This window comes from Micromonospora sp. CNZ280 (assembly GCF_011759515.1).
Map to the genome: position 1 here is coordinate 893,477 of NZ_JAAOYP010000003.1, position 16,965 is coordinate 910,441.

Genomic DNA, 16,965 nt, shown 5'->3' on the forward strand with positions numbered 1-16,965 from the left:
GGCCAGCCGATCACGGCGTGCGACCCGACCTCGACGCCCGGTTACCGCCGGGCAACCGCGGTGAGCCGCCCGACGGCGAGCCCGGTCACGGCCGGACCACCGCGGCGGGCGGCGCGACGTCGACGCCGGAGAGGCCGAGCCAGGACGCCAACGCCTCCAACTCGGCGCGCACGGCCGCGGCCCATGGCCGGGGTGAAGCGGACGTCCTGGTGGACGGCGTCACCCGCAGGACCGATGCCCGGCGGTCGACCGTGGCGTCCACCTTGCCGATCAGCTCATCGTGATGCAGCACGGGCAGCGCGAATTAGCCCCAGCGCCGCTTCGCCTTCGGCACGTACATCTCAGGCTACCGACACCGATCGCGGGTGATCCACACGACATCCGCGATGTCGCGGTATCGACCACGCCCCGACACCCCGTTGTCCGGGATACGGAGCGGATAAGAATGGAACCCGGCGAGGGAGGCAGGCGATGAGCGAGGACCGAGAGCATCCCGACCGGTCGACGGACGACGAGTTCGAAGCCGAGCGGCACGTCCGGTTCGGCAAGCTGCCGGCGCGGGTCGCGCCGGAGGACCAGGTCGAGACGACCGACACGGATCCGCCGCCCGAGGGGCCGGGGGAGCCCCAGGTACGCCGCGAGTGGGGATGAGCGCCCGGTCCGGCGTCCGCCGGGCTGGAACATCACCGCGCACCCGGTCGGGGTGGCTCACCGCGAAGGCGGGGTAGGCGAGGGCCAGGCGTGGCCTGCGTCACCACGGGTAACTAGTCATTGACAAGATGGCTGATGGGCGGTAGCTTCGATCGCATCTTTACAGTGACTAGATGGGATCCGTCATGACACTTCCCGTCCTCCTCATCGCACTCCTGGTGCTACGCGGGCTCGGCGCGCTCGGCGTCCGTCGGTTCGCCACCTGGCCCACCGCCGCGGCCCACGCCCTGGCGATCATGCTCGTCATGACCGCGAGCGCGCACTTCGTCCCGGCTGGCGTCACCGTCATGCCGACCCACGAGGACCTCGTCCGGATGGTGCCGCCCGCGGTGCCGTTCCCGTCGGCGATGATCTATCTCACCGGCGTGCTGGAACTGCTCGGCGCCCTAGGCCTGATCGTCCCGCAGACCCGCCGTGCCGCCGGCTACTGCCTGGCGCTGTTGTTCGTCGTGATGCTGCCGGCGAACATCTACGCCGCCACCGCCGACGTGCCCCTCGCCGGCGAACCGGCCTCCCCGCTGTGGCAGCGCGTCCCGGAGCAGATTCTCTACATCGCGGTCGCGCTCTGGGCCACCCGCGGGGCGAGCGCCCTCACCCTCCGCCGGGCACTGCACCGCAGCCCCGCCGTCCAGCCCCGACGCTGAATCCCCGACGCGTCGGCGGCCGGGCCGGCCGGCGATGAGCCGCTGGCCCGCCGCCGGCGAGATGAGCCGCTGGCCCGCCGCCGGCAACTCGAACCGGTGACGGCGGCCGTCGGGCGGGAGGATTCCGGGTTCCACCGCGCGCCGGGGCAGTGTGGGCTGCGATGGGAGGGTGACCGGAGATCGGAGGCGGTGGGGGCGAGGCCGTGCGGTCGGGCTGCGTCGCCACCTCGGTCGGGCACGGCATCGTGCAGACCCACCCCACCGGGCACAGCTATCCGCCGTGGCTCGCCATGATCCTCGGTGGTCCGGCGTGCTTCCTGCTGGGTCGGGCCGCCCTGGAGCGGGCCGCGCGCCGCCCACCGGAGCCGCCACACCCCGCCGACCGCCGCTGGGTCGTGGCTACCCTGACGCCGTCCTCCACCAGTTGGTTGGCGTGCCCCCGTCCGGCCAGAACTCGAGCAGGTCGCCCGGCGCAAGCCCGAGCGCATGCTCGATCTCAGCAGGCGTCGCGGATGCGAGGTAGTCGGACAACGTCTCGGTGATGTCTTTCCAGTATCCGCGCAGCGTACTCTCGGCCGTGAAGAGGCGTCTCGCGAGTTGGCCGTAGCTGAATCCACGCGCGCGACCGTGCAGCACCTGACGCTGCCGATCGGTGAGCACCGTGATCGCCTTGCGCCGCACCAGCACCTCGAGAAGTCCGATGACCGAATGAGGAATCACCGTTCCTCCACCGGCGACCTCGACGAAGTTCTGCTGTGCCGCGGCGGCCGACACCGACTTCGACACGATCCCGTGTGCGCCCGCCGCGATGCAGGCGGCCAGGACGAATCGACGCTCCTCCTGGCTGTAGACGCAGACCCGGTACCCGCCATCGGTCAACGCGCGGATCGCGGCGATGCCCTGCCGCACGTCGGGCTGTGCGGCGTTGGCGAGGTGCAGATCGAGGACCACCAAATCAGCTGGGGGGCTTCTTCGCACGAGCTCTTCCACCGTGGGAACGGCCGCCACGACCTGGATTTCGGGCATCAGGATCGCGATCGACTCCCGGATGACCGAGGCGTCGTCGACCACGGCGAGGGCTGGCCTCACGACACCGCCCCCGCGTGGTTGGCGGGCGGCCGTGGGACAACCTGCGCCGCGTACGTGATCGTCACCGTCGTTCCTTCCCCCACCTGAGAGGTCACCGCCACGGAATACCCCTCGCGCTCCAGTTCGCCGACCACCACCTCGCGAAGGCCGATGCCCTGGCTGGACGATGTGGAGTCGAAGCCGCGTCCGTCGTCGTTGACGGTCAGGATCCACGACCCGTCGGGCTGCGCGTCCAGGTGGACGACGACCATCTCTGCATGTGCGTGCTCGCGGACATTCAGCAGCAGGCTGTCCAGTGCCCGCGTCACGACCTCTACCTTCCTCGATGTCATCCTGATCCCCGTGCCGAGATCGAGTGCGAGCTCGATCGGCAGGTCCCGGTACCTGGCGCAGGTGCGGCGCACCGCGTCCGCGAGCGAGGTCGCGTCCGCCCCCGATTGATCGGAATCGGGACGACCGGCGGGTTGCGTCGTCGTGCCGGGCGACGACTGGTGGCTCAGGTAGGCACGCATTCGCTTGAGTTCCACCTCCGCATGCTCGAGCAGGCGCACCCGCGTCTCGTCCGGGAGGTTGGGCTCGGTGAGCAGCCGCATCACGGCCACGCCGTTGTGCATGAGGACCTGGGCGCGGCGTTCCTCCTCGCGGCGGGCCAGCTCGGCCGCGACGGCGCGGGACGCGTCGGCGTCCCGCGCGATGCGCCGCATGTACGTGCTGAACATGCGGCACACCAGCGCGTAGACGACGAACGTCAGTTCGTTGCCGATGACCGTGCTGAACGTCGGCCCCTCAAGGGTGGCTCCGGACACGTGGACCACGTAGCTGCCGCTGACGGCGAGCAGGCCGACCGCCAGCACGACGGGTGATTTCGGCCCGATCGCCGTGATGATCACGGACAGCGCGTACCCCGGCTGGAATCCCACCCAGGTGCCGACCCGGTCCTCCGGAGCGACAACCAGGGGTCCCACCAGCATCACCACGCTCGCCAGGGCGAAGTCCGCGAGTACGGCACCGGCACCCAGCGGGCGGGCGGTCACCAGCGATGCCACGCTCACCGTCAGCGCGGCGAGTGTCGCGGCCAGCCAGGTCGTGAGGTACAGACCGGGCCGTGGGGACGACTGCATACCGAGGTAGAGGGTCGGGACCATCTGGGCGACGGTGCCCAGGCGGACGCCGGCGATGAAGATGGTGAACGCGCGTTCCACGCCGGCCGTCGTGGTGGGCAGCGCGCCGAACCTGTTCCGGGCGACGTACAGCCTCATGGCACTCCTGCTCCGCGGTGCGGTCGCTGTCCTCCGACCGGTCGAAGGCGGTGCCAACATAGCTGTGCGGCGGTGGCGTCACTGGCCCGGGCCCGGCGGGATCGGGTTCCACGGGACGTTTGGCGCCGGGGCGGTCAGGGCAGCGTTGATCGCCGCCGCGTAGGCGGTGGTGCCCTGGTCGTTCGGGTGGAACGAGGCCATGCTCGGCACGGCGTCGCCGTCACCCTGGCTCACCAGCGTCAGTCCGTTGATCCAGTTGGCGCCCAGCACCTCGCAGGCGTCGTGCCGGCGGAACCAGTCGTCGACGGGGGCGAACGTCACGTTCAATCCTTCGGTCGCCCACAACTTGATGATCAGGTCGCCCTGCTTGCGCGTCAGGTACGCCTGCAGCGGAAGGATCGCGTTCAGCTCCCACGGCTCGACCCAGCAGGCCTCGGCCTCGTCGATGTTGAACACCGTCGGGTACGTCGCGAGGACGATCTTGGCGTTCGGCGCCTGCACGTCGATCTTGCGTAGGAGCTTCTCGGTGTCGGGGATCGTGTGGTCGTCCAGCTGGTCGTACACGGTGTCGAACGCGAAATCCTGACACATCGGCAGCATCACGCATTCACTGAGCACGTTCGAGAAGAGATCCCCGTCGTTTCCGCCGATGGTCAGGACGACGTAGTCCGTGTCCGCGTTCAGGACCCCCGAGTAGACCTGCGGATACTCCGACCACTGTCCCTTGCCCCGGTACGCGTCCTCACCGCCGGAGACGCGGGAGTACCAGGGCACCGTCAGCTGCTCGGTCACCGCCCCGGAGCACGCGACGAAACCCAGTTCGACGTCGGGACTCCACCGGTCCTCCAGGGCGCCCACCGACTCGCTCATGCCCGGCATGACCAGCTTCCTCGCCCACGCCTCGGGACTGCGTCGGCACGAGTTCTGCCATTTCAGATCGTCGCCGTCGGTGTTGGTCTCCGGGTAGTAGCCCGCCGCCCCCGAGGGCGCCGGGTCGCCGGTCCCCTCGCCCGAGGCGTAGGAGTCGCCGAGGACGGCCACCTTGACTGGTTCGCGGTTCAACGGCTGGAACGCGACGGCGTCCCACGCGACGTTCTCGGTTCCGTCGCCGTCCAGGCTGACGTTCGTGAGGCTCACCCTCGGCACCCCGTTGAACCTGAACGCGCCCAGCGAGACCCAGTTGTTGGCCTTGCGCTTCTGGTTGAGATAGCGCACCGTCGTGCGTCCGTCGCCCAGGTGGATCGTGTACTTGGCCTGCTGGGTGCGGGCACCGTGGTCGGGCAGGTGCACCGCCACCCGCATCCAGCCGTTCACGGAACGGTTCAGCGTCCAGGTGCCGACCGCCTCGAGGCGGTCCTGGATCCCTCCGGGGCTACCCGACCTGGTGTGGCCGAAGATGAAACGCCCGCCGAAGCCGGCTCCCAGTTGATGCACGTCGACCTTGGACGGCACCGTGCCGTCCGGGTCGCTGGCGAAGCTCATCGTGAAGGTGCCGTCGCTCACGATGTCCGCGCACGGGCGGACGGAGGGCACGCCGTTCGCGTCGTTGTCGACGATGTAGGCACCCGACGGCGCGGCGTTGCCCGACGCCGACGCGCTGCGGCTGCAGTTCGGCGGGTACGCGGTGCCGTTCGCCTCCTCCGCCCAGGTGGCGGGGAACCGGAGGAACTCGTACCCGCACTCGACGCTGCAGTTCTTCCACGTCGCGGGTCGGTTGTACCAGCAGCGGTAGTCAGGAGTGAGCTGCTCGGTGCTCAGGCACGGGCCGGGGATCTCCGGCGCATCCGGACTCCACGGGTACGTGCCGACCAGTTCCTTGGCGCACCGGTTCGTCGAGTCGCAGAAGAGGTCCATCGGCGGCTTCACCTTCTGCCGGTAGTCCTCGTTGTTCCACCAAGCGCCGCGGAACGCGGGCACCTCGACACCGGGCGCCTCGTACATCCCCATGGGCCAGGCCGCCCAGCCCATCACCCGTTCCGGGTAGGGCCACCAGTTCGGGTGGACGGCGTCGACGAAGTGGTTGTCGTGCAGGAACGGTCTGCGCGCGGGGTCGTACTTCGGGTTGGCGGGGTTGTTGTGCCAGCCGACCCCCCAGGCGCCGTTGTGCTTCGCGGCGTCGGACTGCGGGTAGAAACCCGAGTTGTACGCCCAGGCGGCATAGAACCAGTTCTCGATGTTGCGTGGATTGCCGTTGTTGATGATCAGGCCGGCGTTGTACGTCTGGTTCCACTTCTGCACCAGGATCTGCAGTCCGGCGGCGATGTTGGCGGCGTAGTCCAGCGCGATCGCGTGCTGCTGCTGGTACGTGCGCTCGCCGATCCGCATCCCGTCGGTCACCTGCATGACCCCGTATCCGCAGTCCGCGTCGGCCATGGAGATGTCCCAGTCGTCGGCCGCGTCGTCGTTGTAGATGTCGATGCCGTAGTAGTTGCCGATCAGCGGGTTCCCGGTGACGCCGGGCATGGCGTACCGCGCCGCCTGCCACAGGTTGGACTCCTGCATGGCGATGCCGAGGACGACCTGCGCCGGGACCCGGCTGGTGGGCCATCCGGCGATCGCCGGGGTCGGGAAGAGTTGCAGCGGCGCGGTGCTGCCCAGCTCGACCCGGGTACGCCAACCGTCCACGCCGGTGGGATTCCACAGCGCGTCGAGGTTGCCCGTGACCGCCTGGTTCACCGCCCACTCGACCTGCCGGGGCTTCGGCTGCATGGCCTGCCGTCGGTGGTCGTTGCGGACGACCCCGCAGGCACGTTCACCGGCGGACTCGGGCAGATCGTCGTCGACCAGACCGGCCGACGTGGTCGTCGTCGACGCGAGGTCCAGCGCCGGAGAGATCGGGTCGCCGGCTGTCCGTACCGTCGGGTCAGGGCTCGCGGTGCCACGTCTCGTGCCGTCGGTCGCGGTGCCGGCGCCCGGCGGAGACCCCTGGGCGGGGGCGGTCCCCACATCCGCCGGGCGGGCCAGGTCGATGCCCAGCCGGACCGTCTCGTCGGTGGCCGGGACGGTGAGCGACAGCTCGATCGGGCCGGCCTCCCCCTCGGCCTGCGGGACCCGCCGATCGGGCAGTTCGACGTCGTGGACGAAGGCCGCGGCCGTGGTGCTCGCGCTCGCGTCCGGCGCGACCTTCGAGACATGCTTCAGGTAGCTCGCCGAGCTACGGACCTTCGCCGGGCCGACGATCGCGATCCTGCCGCCCGCGGCCGGGGCCAGGCTGAAGTCGCCGACGGCGCCCCGGGCGATCTCCGTCGGCTTGACCACGGTGGCGGCGGCGGACCGGGACGAGCCACCCTGCCCGAGCTGCGTGCGGCTCAGGCGCAACGCGACCAGCTCGTCTCGTGCGGACGCCTCCGCCGCGGACGGAGCGGCGGTACGCGCCGCGTCGCCGCCCGGCGCCCCCGCGGGCACCCGGTCCAGGAGCACCACCCCCCCGTCGGCGTCGGCGGTCAGCCGGAAGGGCACCCCGGTGGTCCTGGCGATCATCGCGACCTTGCCCCGGTCGTCGACCCGCACGACGTGCGCGCCCTTGGCGGCGACGATCCTGGTCCGGCTCAGCGGGACCGCCGAGGTCACCTGCCCGTCGAGCTCGACCGGCTTCGCGGCGACCCGGCCGCGGCGCGTGTCGACGATCGCCAGCCGGGTCCGCCCCTGGTCGTCACGGGCTTTCGCCTGGGTCAGGACGGCGAGGTCATCGGCGCCGCACCCGGGGTTGAAGTAGGCCAGCGAGGCGGTCACGCCCAGCTTGGTCACCCCGCCGGTCCGCAGGTCGACCACCGCGGTGAAGCCGCCGCGGTCGTAGAGGTCCGGCTTGTTCGCGAACGCGCGGGGCGCGTACACGGCGACCACCTTGTCGCCGGAGGACGCCAGGCACGCCTGCCCGATCCACTGGTCGACGTCGACCAGGCTCTCCCGCAGGGTCGCCACGACCCGCCACAGGTAGCCCTCGGCCGCGTCGGCCCGGAGGATGTGGAACCCCCGCCCGTCGGCCGCGGTGGCCCAGGCGGCGTCGTCCGAGTTCTTCCAGCGTGGGGTGAGAACGCGGTCCCGGTCCCGCTCCGGAACCGCCCGCGGCGCGGTCCCGTCGCCTGGCGACGCGGACGTCCGGCCGTGGGCGGCCGCACCGCTCGGCGCGCCGCCGGAGGGCTGCGCCGCCTGGGCGGACGCGGCGGGAATGCTGAGGAGCCCGGCCACCAGCAGCAGAGCGACGTGCCTGCGGGCGCGGACAACCGTGGGACGGGTATGCATGTGCGTCTCCGGAGGTGGGGAGGGCTACAAGGGCTCGCGTGCACGCCGTCGAGGTACCGGTGGCAGGTTCGGCCGGTCGGCCGATGACCGCTGTGGAGCGAGGGACCGCGAAGTGGCGTGGGTGCCAGGCCGACGGCCGCCGGCCTGGCACCCACGCACGGACCGTCAGAGTCCGAAATACGTGATACGGATGGCCTTGTCGAAGCCGCGCCAGGTGTTGGGGCCGGGGATGCCGTCGATCGGGCCGGTGTAGCCGCCCGACTGCCGGGCGATGAGCTGGATGCCCTTGTAGGTGTTCGTGCCCGGGATGCCGTCGATCGGGCCGCTGTAGACCTTCCGGGCCGTCAGGTATTGCTGGACGCCCTTCCAGCTGTTCACTCCGGGGTACCCGTCGGCAGGTCCGGTGTAGCCGTAGTTTGCCGCCGGTCCGTGCTGGATACGACACCACATCGGGCGGTCGGTGGCGCTTCCGCTGTACGTCATGACGTACATGTTGTCCTTGCAGAACTGGGTGATGTAGGAGTTGCCGGCCTGGGCCGGCTGGGCGAGCGCCAGGCCGGCCAGCGTCATGCCGACCGTGACGGCCACTGCGGAGGTGCGCTTCCAGTTCATGGTGATCCTCTCCGAGAACGTTCACACGATCCAGACGGGGCGACCGACAGATGGCGCATCAGGGACGTCGCGTCCCCGACCGGGTGCCGGCTCGGTGCCCGGCACGTCCCGGGTGCTGCAGCACCTACGGCGTCGGCGACCTCTGGTTCGTCGTGCGCTGTGCGATCCTTGACGATCCGTGCTTACCTCGATCGATCTGGATGCGACGCTAGTCATCGAGCGCGGTCGGGCGCACCCCACGAATCCGCGAAGAACCACGGCGCCGCCTCGGCCAGTACTCGCGTGCCACGGATTGTCCGGGCCGTCGTCGCATTTCCGGCCCGGTCGAGCCGGTTCCGGTTGAACCAGCGTGCTGCGCACCGCGTACGAGGTGGCACCCGAGGAGATCCGCTGCCGACCGACGGTCCAGCGCATCGCCGGCAACCTCGCCATGCTCGCCACCGGCTCTGTCCGCACCGCCGCTGTCGACGTCGCCCAAAGCACCGGAATCCGGTTGTGACCGACGGTCATCTCCAGATCGTCGTGTGCGGCGCCGGCCCCGCTGCCGACGTATCCCCACTCGTCAGGGCAGCGCAAGAGCAATCGTGGACAGCGGCAATCACGGCCACGCCGAACGCGAGGGACTTCATCGAGCCGCAGCCGCTGGAAGTCCTCACTGGTCATCCGGTGCGGTCGACGTACCACTCGAAGCCCGGCACCCGCCGGTCGCTCCCCGCCGCCGACGCCTTGGTCATCGCCCCCGCGACCTACAACTCGATCAACAAGATCGCCCTCGGCCTGGCCGACAACTACGCCATGACCTCGGTAGCCGAGCTGATCGGACGACAGGTACCGACCGTCATCGTCCCGTTCGTCAACGCCGCCCTCGCCGCGCGGGCACCGTTCCGGCACGCCGTAGCCAGCCTCCGCGACGAGGGAGTGCGCGTCCTGCTCGGCCCCGAGGACCAATGGGAACCGCACCCGCCCGGCAGCGGCAACGAGCGGCAGAAAGCCTTCCCCTGGACGGTGGCCTTCGAGACAGCAGCCCAGCTCACCCACGAACCTCGACCGGCCACTTCCGGCCACGTCTGACCGCAGACGGGCCAGCCACCGGGTCGCGCCAGGCCCGGCGCGGCGCGGCTAGCGTTGAGAGCCGTGGATCGGATCGCCATCATCGGCTGCGGCGGCAGCGGCAAATCCTCCGTCGCCCGGCATCTGGCGCGGATCCTCAACGTGCCACTGACCCACCTCGACACGCTCTATTACGACGAGCGCTGGACGCCGCTCCCCATGAACGAGTTCGCCGCACAGCAGGAGAAACTTGTTACCGGCGACCGGTGGATCATCGAAGGCAACTACGCCAGCACCCTGCCCATCCGACTCGCCGCCGCCGACACCGTAATCTTCCTCGACCTGCCGGCCGCGACATGTCTGTGGGGCATCGTCGAACGCCGGTGGCGCTACCAAGGCGGCCAACACAAGGCTGACGGCGTCTACGACCGGATCACCTGGAACTTCGTCCGCTACATCTTCAGCTACCGACGCACCATGCGACCCCGCGTCCACGGCCTGCTCCATGATCACGGGCCACACGTCCGGCTGATCACTCTCACCAGCCGACGCTACGCCAACCGCTTCATCGACCGCGTGCGACGGGAAATGCAGCCAAGGACCTGACCAGGCGTCGACGACGACCACGCCGCGTCCAACCGACACCGGCCGCGTCCAACGGCTCCCGAGCACCCACCGAGCACCGGACCGCCGACGGGGAAATGAAAAGGCTCCGACTCAGGGTAAAACCCCAGGTCAGAGCCCTTATTGCTGGTGCGCCGCCAGGGACTCGAACCCCGAACCCGCGGATTAAGAGTCCGCTGCTCTGCCAGTTGAGCTAGCGGCGCTCGCTGGCAACGGGGAGAACATTAGCACGGCCCCGGAGCCGGGTTCCAATCCGATCCCGGGCTCCCCCCTTCGGTCGAGCTTAAGCCGCGAAAGCGACAAACACCCCGGGCCTACGGCCACCGGGACCAGGGGGACGGGACCGATGCGGCACGATGTCCGCCAGGTACGCGAGAACAGAGGTGGGGATGGGCAGGTTCGCGCGGGTCGGGGCGATGGTGGGAGCCCTCGGCCTGGTGGCGTCGCTGGCTCTGACGGGCTGCGGCAACGCTCCGAAGAAGGCCGAATTCGTGGACGGGGCGGCGCCGAGCGCCAGCGCCGGCGCCTCGGCCGACCCGTCGGCTCCGGTCGCTCCGACCGGTCCGGCGCTGTCGGTCAGCCCGGCCGACGGGGCGAAGAACCGGCCGGTCAGCTCGGAGATCGGCGCCGAGCTGCCGGACGGCGGGAAGGTGTCCAGCGTCACGCTGACCACCGACGACGGCAAGCAGGTCGAGGGCAAGCTGCGCACGGACGGCTCCGCCTGGGTGCCCTCGGCGCCGCTGAAGTGGGGCACCCGCTACACCGCAACCGTCACCGCGACCGGGGCCGACGGCCAGACCAGCCAGGGCACCAGCACGTTCACCACGATGGCCAAGCCCAAGTCGATGATCAGCTCCGGGCTCTACCTCTTCGACGACAAGACCTACGGCGTGGCGATGCCGGTGGTCGCCGAGTTCCACCCGGGCATCCCGAAGAAGGACCGGGCCGCGGTGCAGAAGCGGATGTTCGTCAGCACCGACCCGCCGCAGCCGGGCGCGTGGCACTGGGTCGACAACGGCACCCAGGCCTACTACCGGGCGCCGGAGTACTGGAAGCCGGGCACGACGCTCACCGTCCGGATCGCGCTGGCCGGGATCCCGCTGAGCAACGGCCGGTACGGCAACGTCGACCGGAAGGCCACCGCCAAGATCGGTCGGGCGTTCGAGATGAAGGTCGACAACGCCGACAAGCAGATGCGGGTCTACGAGGACGGCCAACTGGTCCGCACCCTGCCGGTGAGCCTGGGCAAGCGGAAGACCCCCTCCTCCAGCGGCACCATGGTGGTGATGGAGAAGAAGGAGTCGACCGTCTTCGACACCCGCGACGACCCCGATCCGGAGAACCGCTACGTCACCGAGATCGACTTCGCGCAGCGGCTCACCTGGGGTGGCGAGTACATCCACGCCGCCCCCTGGTCGGAGCACGTGCAGGGCCGGCAGAACGTCTCGCACGGCTGCGTCAACGTCTCGATGGCCAACGCCCGGTGGCTGTTCGGCAAGACGAAGATCGGCGATCCGATCACCATCAAGGGCACCGAGCGGCGGCTGGCCCCCGGCAACGGCTGGACGGCTTGGAGCCTGAGCTGGTCGGAGTTCGTCAAGGGCAGCGCCCTCCCGGTCCCCGATGGTGGCGCCGGCCCCGCCCTCTGATACCCCGACCCCCACCCCGCCGACCCCGTCCGTCCCGCGTTGATCATGAGCTTGGCGGTGCCGGTTCCGGCATTCCGCCCCCGCCAACCTCATGATCAACCGGATGGGGGTGGTTGCGGGGGAGCCGGAGATGTGGAGTTGGTGCCGGGAACATCCGATAACCGACATGATGGTCGGGGTGTTTCAGGGCACCCCTGGCAACGGGTATCCCTCCCCATGCGTCAGTTGAGAGACGATGGGCAACCGGGGACCACGACTGTGAGGGAATCATGCGAGCTGTCCAGGACCAGCTGAAGCGTCACGGTGGGCGACGTCGCGGGATCGCGGCGGCCGTGCTCGCCGTGGCGCTCGCGCTGACCACCGCCTGCACCGACGGCGGCGGCGACAAGCCGCCGGGGTGGCAGGCCGGCAGCCAGAGCGCCGCGCCGAAGGCCGTGGCCACCATCACCGAGCCGCAGGCCGACGCCAAGGACGTGCCCGCCTCCACCGGCATCACCTTCACCACGAAGGACGCCCAGGAGACCACCGTCGACCTGAAGGACTCGGCCGGCCAGTCCGTCGAGGGCGAGCTCGCGGCGGACGGCAGGAGCTGGCTCCCGGCCGGCGCGCTGGAGTACGGCGAGACGTACACCGCCACCGTCACGGCGACCGGTGACGACGGCCGGCCCGCCACCGCGACCAGCACCTTCACCACCATGAAGAAGCCGGCCAAGCAGGTCCGGGTGAGCAGCTTCCTCGGCGACGGCCAGGTGGTGGGCGTGGGCATGCCGCTGATCGTCAAGTTCAGCCGCGCCGTACCCGAGGACTACCGCGACGACGTCCAGCGCCGGATGACGGTGACCTCCACGCCGGCCCAGGAGGGCATCTGGCACTGGGTCAGCCCCACCGAGATCCGCTACCGGCCGAAGGAGTTCTGGAAGGCCAACAGCACAGTTTCCTACCGGGTCCAGGCCGGCGGCCTGCCGATGGGCGACGGCTGGTACGGCCGTGCCGACCTCACCGTCGACATCAAGATCGGCCCGTCGCTGATCATGACGGTGGAGAACAAGACCAAGCGGATGACCGTCCGCAAGGACGGCGCGGTGGTCAAGACCATCCCGGTGAGCCTGGGCAAGAAGAGCACGCCGTCGTCCAGCGGCACGATGGTGGTGATCGAGAAGCTGCGCAAGACGGTGTTCGACACCTTCGAGGAGCTCGGCCCCGAGGAGGGCTACCGGACGAAGATCGACTACGCCCAGCGGCTCACCTGGGGTGGCGAGTTCATCCACGCCGCGCCCTGGTCGGAGGGGCAGCAGGGCCGGGTGAACGTCTCGCACGGCTGCGTGAACGTCTCGATGGCCAACGGGGCCTGGCTGTTCGCCAACACCCGCATCGGCGACCCGATCGTGGTCAAGGGCACCGAGCGGAAGCTGCAGAACGGCAACGGCTGGACGGACTGGAACATGAGCTGGGAGCAGTACGTCAAGGGCAGCGCCCTGCCGTACGAGCCGCCCGCCGTGCCGGGCGCCGACGCCACGGCCGACCCGGACGTCACGCCGACCACGAGCCCGACCGCCTGAGGCGGCGCCCCGGCCGCCCCGGAAACGACGGAAGCCCCCTCCGCGGAGGGGGCTTCCGTTCGTTGGGTGACTGATGGGAATTGAACCCACGACAACCGGGACCACAACCCGGTGCTCTGCCAACTGAGCTACAGCCACCATGCCGTCCACCCGGTCGATCGCCCCGGGCGGGTGCGGACCAATCATAGCCGCACCCCGGCCCGCCGCGTCCAGCGGGTTGCCGCCGCCGACGGGCGGCCCGGTTCACAGCTGCGCGGCGATCGCCTTGGCGCTCTCCACGTCCGGCCCGGGCAGCGGGACGAAGATCGTGCGCCGGTAGTACTCCAGCTCCCGGATGCTCTCCCGGATGTCGGCCAGGGCTCGGTGCGCGAGGCCCTTCTGCGGCTGCCCGAAGTACACCCGGGGATACCAGCGGCGGCACAGCTCCTTGATCGAGGAGACGTCGATCATCCGGTAGTGCAGGTGGGCGTCGAGGCGCGGCATGTCCCGGGTGATGAAGCCCCGGTCGGTGGCGATGGAGTTGCCGCAGAGCGGAGCGGTGCGCGGATCCTTCACGTAGCGGGTCACGTAGTCGAGGACCATGTCCTCGGCCTCCGCCAGGGTCACCGTCGACCGACGGACCTCCTCGGTCAACCCCGACTTGCCGTGCATCGTCGCCACGATCTCCGGCATCGCCTCCAGCGCCGCCTCGTCGGCGTGGATCACCACGTCGACGCCGTCACCGAGCACGTTGAGGTCGGGGTCCGTGACGAGCGCGGCGACCTCGATCAGCTTGTCCCTGCCGAGGTCCAATCCGGTCATCTCACAGTCGATCCAGACGAGGAGATCAGCCACCGGCACAGCCTACGCGCAGCCCACGACCCGCGGCTGCGCGCTACCGGCCCAGCGGACCGTTAGGGTTTGCCCGTGCCCGCAAAACCCGCCGCACCGCCCGCCGTCATCACCGACGACGCCGGCGGCGGCCGTCGGGTGCGTCGGATCCTCACCGTGCTGGCGCTCGCCGCCGTGCTGCCGGCGCTCTACCTGCCGGGCCTGGTGCACGACTTCTTCGACCTGAAGATCTACATGCGGGCGATGGACTGGTGGGCCGCCGGCAACCCGCTCTACGACTACGTCCAGCCGGACCGGGTGCAGGGCGAGCTGTACTTCACCTACCCGCCGTTCAGCGCGCTGCTGCTGCTGCCGTTCGGGGCGCTGCCGCTGGGCGCCACCGTGGCGATCTTCACGGCGCTGACCGGGCTCGCCGTGGTGGTCACCACCCGGTGGCTGGTCCTGCCGGTGATCGACCGGCACCACCTGCCCCGGCTGTTCACCCTCGTGGTGGCGGTGCTGCTGGTGCTCGCTGTGGAGAGCACCCGCGAGACGATCACCTTTGGTCAGATCAACATGCTGCTGGTCGTGCTGATCCTGGCCGACCTGCTGTTCGCCGTACCGCAGGCGCGGAAGTGGGCGGGGGTGGGGGTCGGCCTGGCGACGGCGCTCAAGCTCTTCCCCGGCATCTTCATCGTCTACCTGCTGGCCACCCGGCGGTGGCGGGCCGCCATCGTGGCGAGCGCCACCGCCGCCGCGGCGACCCTGCTCGCCGCCGCCCTGGCACCCCGGGACTCGTGGCGGTTCTGGACCCACGAGCTGTGGGCCACCGACCGCGTCGGCCGCACCGACTACACCGGCAACCAGTCGCTGTTCGGGCTGCTCAGCCGGATCACCGCGCCGGAGCAGCCGTCGCGGCTGGTCTGGCTGCTGCTGGTCGCGGTCGTCGCGGGGTACGGGCTGTGGCGGGCGGTGCGGGCGGCCCGCGCCGGGGACGTGCTCACCGCGCTGACCCTGACCGGCCTGGTCGGGGCGCTGGTCAGCCCGATCACCTGGACGCACCACATCTACTGGTTCATCCCCGCGGTGGTGGTGCTGGCGGACGCCGCGTGGCGCGCCGATCCCTCCACCGTGGCCGGCGCCCGGCGCCGCCGCCGGCTGGCCGCGCTGGCGGTCGGCACCACCGCCCTCATCGTCTACGGGGTGGTCACCTTCTACGACTGGGGGGTCGCCCCCGCGCGTACCGACTCGCCCGGGGAGTTCCTGGTCCGCAACACGTACGTGCTGCTCAGCCTGCTGCTGCTGGTCACGTTGCCGGTGCGGTCCGGGGCGCCCGGGCGGAAGCCGGCGCCGGGTCGGGAGAAGTCGCATCAAATGGATGGACTTCCCGATTAGCACCGTTCGGCGCTAATCTGGTCACAACTACCTCAGACGACTCTCGGGTAGCACCGATCCCCCGGTGAGAGCGGCCCTCCGTGTCGGCAGCGCGGAGGGCCGCTCGCCGTTGCCACGCACACCCGGGGAACCGGGTGCCGGCGCTCAGTCCGCGGTCTCGGGCCGGTCCGCCGGGGCGGCGGGGCGGGTCCGGTCGGCCACCTCGACCGGCCGGACCGTCTCCACCGGCCCGGCCGGCGGCCAGGCCAGTGTCAGGGTCACCCCGCGCGGGCGCGGGGCCTCCGCCGTGCCGGGCCCGGCCAGGTCGGCCAGGGTGGACGGCCGACGGGCGGGCACCGACCCGATCGCCGGCCGGGTGGCCCCGGCAGCGCCCACCGCCGCCAGTTGCCGCCGGCCGGCCAGCGACCGGTCGGTGTCCCGGGTCGGCTGGGCGCCCAGGCCGCTCAACGAACTCACGCCGAGACGCCCGGCCAGCACCGGCACCTGGTCCGGCTCGACCACGAAGACCACCTCCCGGGGCCGGACCGGCCGCAGCAGGAGCAGCAGCGCCAGCGTCACCAGCAGCACCCCACCGGCCAGCAAACCCGCGGTGGCCGGGGCGGTCCAGCCGGACCGCAGTTCGGCGCGCATCCGCAGGGTCAGGTCGGGCCGGCCGTCGGGGTGCATCACCACCAGGCTCAGCCGCTGGTCGGCCAGTTCCTGCGGGCTCCACTCCAGGGCGCCGATCCCCTCGCGTACCCAGAAGGGACGGCCGACCGGCGCCATGCCGGCGGCCGGCGCGGCACCGGGGGTGGGCGCGGAGTCGGGGGTGGGCGCGGAGTCGGTGGCGGGCCCGGCGCGGTCCAGCCGGACCGGCAGCGGGCCCCGGGACAGCGCCACCCGGCGGACCGTGGCGTGCGGCACCGGATCGAGCCAGCGCCGCACCTCATCGGTGGGGGCCAGGCCGACGAAGGCCGGCCCGTCGGCGGTACGCGCCTCCAGCCGGAGCGCCGACCCGACCCGCGCGAACGGCACCTCCGCGCGGAGCAGCGCGTCCACGTCCCGGACCACCACCGCGTGCCCGGTCGTCTGCACCGTCTCGAACCGGGCGGTGAACGCGCCGCCGGGGTCGGCGTGCCGAGCCAGCATCCAGAGCGCCCCACCGGCGAAGAGCGCCGGAATCCCGATGATCAACAGCACCGTTCCGAGCAGCGCCCGCACGACCCGCATCCGCTCCGTCCCCCTCCGTAGCCGAGTACCCGGCCGACCTTACCGACGTCGGCCTCTTGATCAGCGGATATCCACGGTCGAGGATCCGGAAAAGCCGTCGGCCCGCCGGATC

General features: G+C 70.8%; 15 protein-coding genes and 2 tRNA genes. 8 read left to right on the forward strand and 9 right to left on the reverse strand.

The window, feature by feature from the left end; all coding sequences use genetic code 11:
* Positions 1-85: 85 nt before the first annotated feature.
* Complete coding sequence (locus FHX32_RS25885; protein ID WP_486481319.1) at positions 86-292, reverse strand: hypothetical protein; 207 nt, start codon at positions 290-292, stop codon at positions 86-88.
* A gap of 179 nt (positions 293-471) precedes the next feature.
* On the opposite strand from FHX32_RS25885, the gene FHX32_RS25890 reads away from it, so the two are divergent.
* Together FHX32_RS25890 and FHX32_RS25895 are read left to right on the forward strand one after the other, a co-directional pair.
* Entirely contained in the window at positions 472-651 is a 180-nt protein-coding gene (locus FHX32_RS25890) for a hypothetical protein (protein WP_167188448.1), read from the forward strand.
* Between the two features lie 185 nt (positions 652-836).
* On the forward strand, positions 837-1,355 hold the full coding sequence (locus FHX32_RS25895) for a DoxX family protein (protein WP_167188451.1): 519 nt from the start codon (positions 837-839) through the stop codon (positions 1,353-1,355).
* A gap of 399 nt (positions 1,356-1,754) precedes the next feature.
* Here the strand turns inward: FHX32_RS25895 and FHX32_RS25900 are convergent, their stop codons facing one another.
* From FHX32_RS25900 to FHX32_RS34655, 4 genes are all read right to left on the reverse strand, one after another.
* Complete coding sequence (locus FHX32_RS25900) at positions 1,755-2,426, reverse strand: response regulator transcription factor (RefSeq protein WP_208419196.1); 672 nt, start codon at positions 2,424-2,426, stop codon at positions 1,755-1,757.
* A gap of 14 nt (positions 2,427-2,440) precedes the next feature.
* Complete coding sequence (locus FHX32_RS25905) at positions 2,441-3,703, reverse strand: ATP-binding protein (protein ID WP_486481320.1); 1,263 nt, start codon at positions 3,701-3,703, stop codon at positions 2,441-2,443.
* A 78-nt stretch (positions 3,704-3,781) separates the two neighbouring features.
* Positions 3,782-7,945: a golvesin C-terminal-like domain-containing protein gene (locus FHX32_RS25910; protein ID WP_167188457.1), complete on the reverse strand. Its 4,164-nt coding sequence runs from the start codon at positions 7,943-7,945 to the stop codon at positions 3,782-3,784.
* Between the two features lie 165 nt (positions 7,946-8,110).
* Entirely contained in the window at positions 8,111-8,557 is a 447-nt protein-coding gene (locus tag FHX32_RS34655; RefSeq protein WP_208419197.1) for a hypothetical protein, read from the reverse strand.
* Positions 8,558-8,906: 349 nt separating this feature from the next.
* Here FHX32_RS34655 and FHX32_RS35430 point away from each other — a divergent pair, with 349 nt between their 5' ends.
* The 3 genes from FHX32_RS35430 (at position 8,907) to FHX32_RS25930 (ending at position 10,213) form a co-directional block, all read left to right on the forward strand.
* A complete protein-coding gene (locus FHX32_RS35430; RefSeq protein WP_167186434.1) occupies positions 8,907-9,056 on the forward strand; it encodes a hypothetical protein in 150 nt (49 codons plus the stop codon).
* Complete coding sequence (locus FHX32_RS25925) at positions 9,053-9,628, forward strand: flavoprotein (protein ID WP_167188460.1); 576 nt, start codon at positions 9,053-9,055, stop codon at positions 9,626-9,628. Before FHX32_RS35430 ends, FHX32_RS25925 begins: the two co-directional genes overlap by 4 nt.
* Positions 9,629-9,691: 63 nt before the next feature.
* On the forward strand, positions 9,692-10,213 hold the full coding sequence (locus tag FHX32_RS25930) for a GTPase domain-containing protein (RefSeq protein ID WP_167188464.1): 522 nt from the start codon (positions 9,692-9,694) through the stop codon (positions 10,211-10,213).
* A gap of 145 nt (positions 10,214-10,358) precedes the next feature.
* Here the strand turns inward: FHX32_RS25930 and FHX32_RS25935 are convergent.
* Positions 10,359-10,434 (reverse strand) — tRNA-Lys (locus FHX32_RS25935).
* A 186-nt stretch (positions 10,435-10,620) separates the two neighbouring features.
* Here FHX32_RS25935 and FHX32_RS25940 point away from each other — a divergent pair.
* Positions 10,621-11,880 carry an Ig-like domain-containing protein gene (locus FHX32_RS25940; protein ID WP_167188467.1) on the forward strand — a complete coding sequence of 420 codons (1,260 nt, stop codon included), beginning with the start codon at positions 10,621-10,623 and terminating at the stop codon, positions 11,878-11,880.
* A gap of 269 nt (positions 11,881-12,149) precedes the next feature.
* Entirely contained in the window at positions 12,150-13,439 is a 1,290-nt protein-coding gene (locus FHX32_RS25945; protein ID WP_167188470.1) for an Ig-like domain-containing protein, read from the forward strand.
* A 65-nt stretch (positions 13,440-13,504) separates the two neighbouring features.
* Here FHX32_RS25945 and FHX32_RS25950 read toward each other — a convergent pair.
* Both FHX32_RS25950 and orn read right to left on the reverse strand, forming a co-directional pair.
* Positions 13,505-13,577, reverse strand: a tRNA-His gene (locus tag FHX32_RS25950).
* 105 nt (positions 13,578-13,682) lie between these two features.
* Entirely contained in the window at positions 13,683-14,279 is a 597-nt protein-coding gene (orn, locus tag FHX32_RS25955) for an oligoribonuclease (RefSeq protein ID WP_088995664.1), read from the reverse strand.
* A 66-nt stretch (positions 14,280-14,345) separates the two neighbouring features.
* Between orn and FHX32_RS25960 the strand changes: the two genes are divergently transcribed.
* Complete coding sequence (locus FHX32_RS25960) at positions 14,346-15,644, forward strand: glycosyltransferase 87 family protein (RefSeq protein WP_167188473.1); 1,299 nt, start codon at positions 14,346-14,348, stop codon at positions 15,642-15,644.
* A gap of 144 nt (positions 15,645-15,788) precedes the next feature.
* On the opposite strand, the gene FHX32_RS25965 is transcribed toward FHX32_RS25960, so the two are convergent.
* The gene (locus FHX32_RS25965; RefSeq protein ID WP_167188476.1) at positions 15,789-16,853 is read right to left on the reverse strand and encodes a hypothetical protein; all 1,065 of its coding nucleotides are present in this window, start codon (positions 16,851-16,853) and stop codon (positions 15,789-15,791) included.
* Positions 16,854-16,965: the final 112 nt, after the last annotated feature.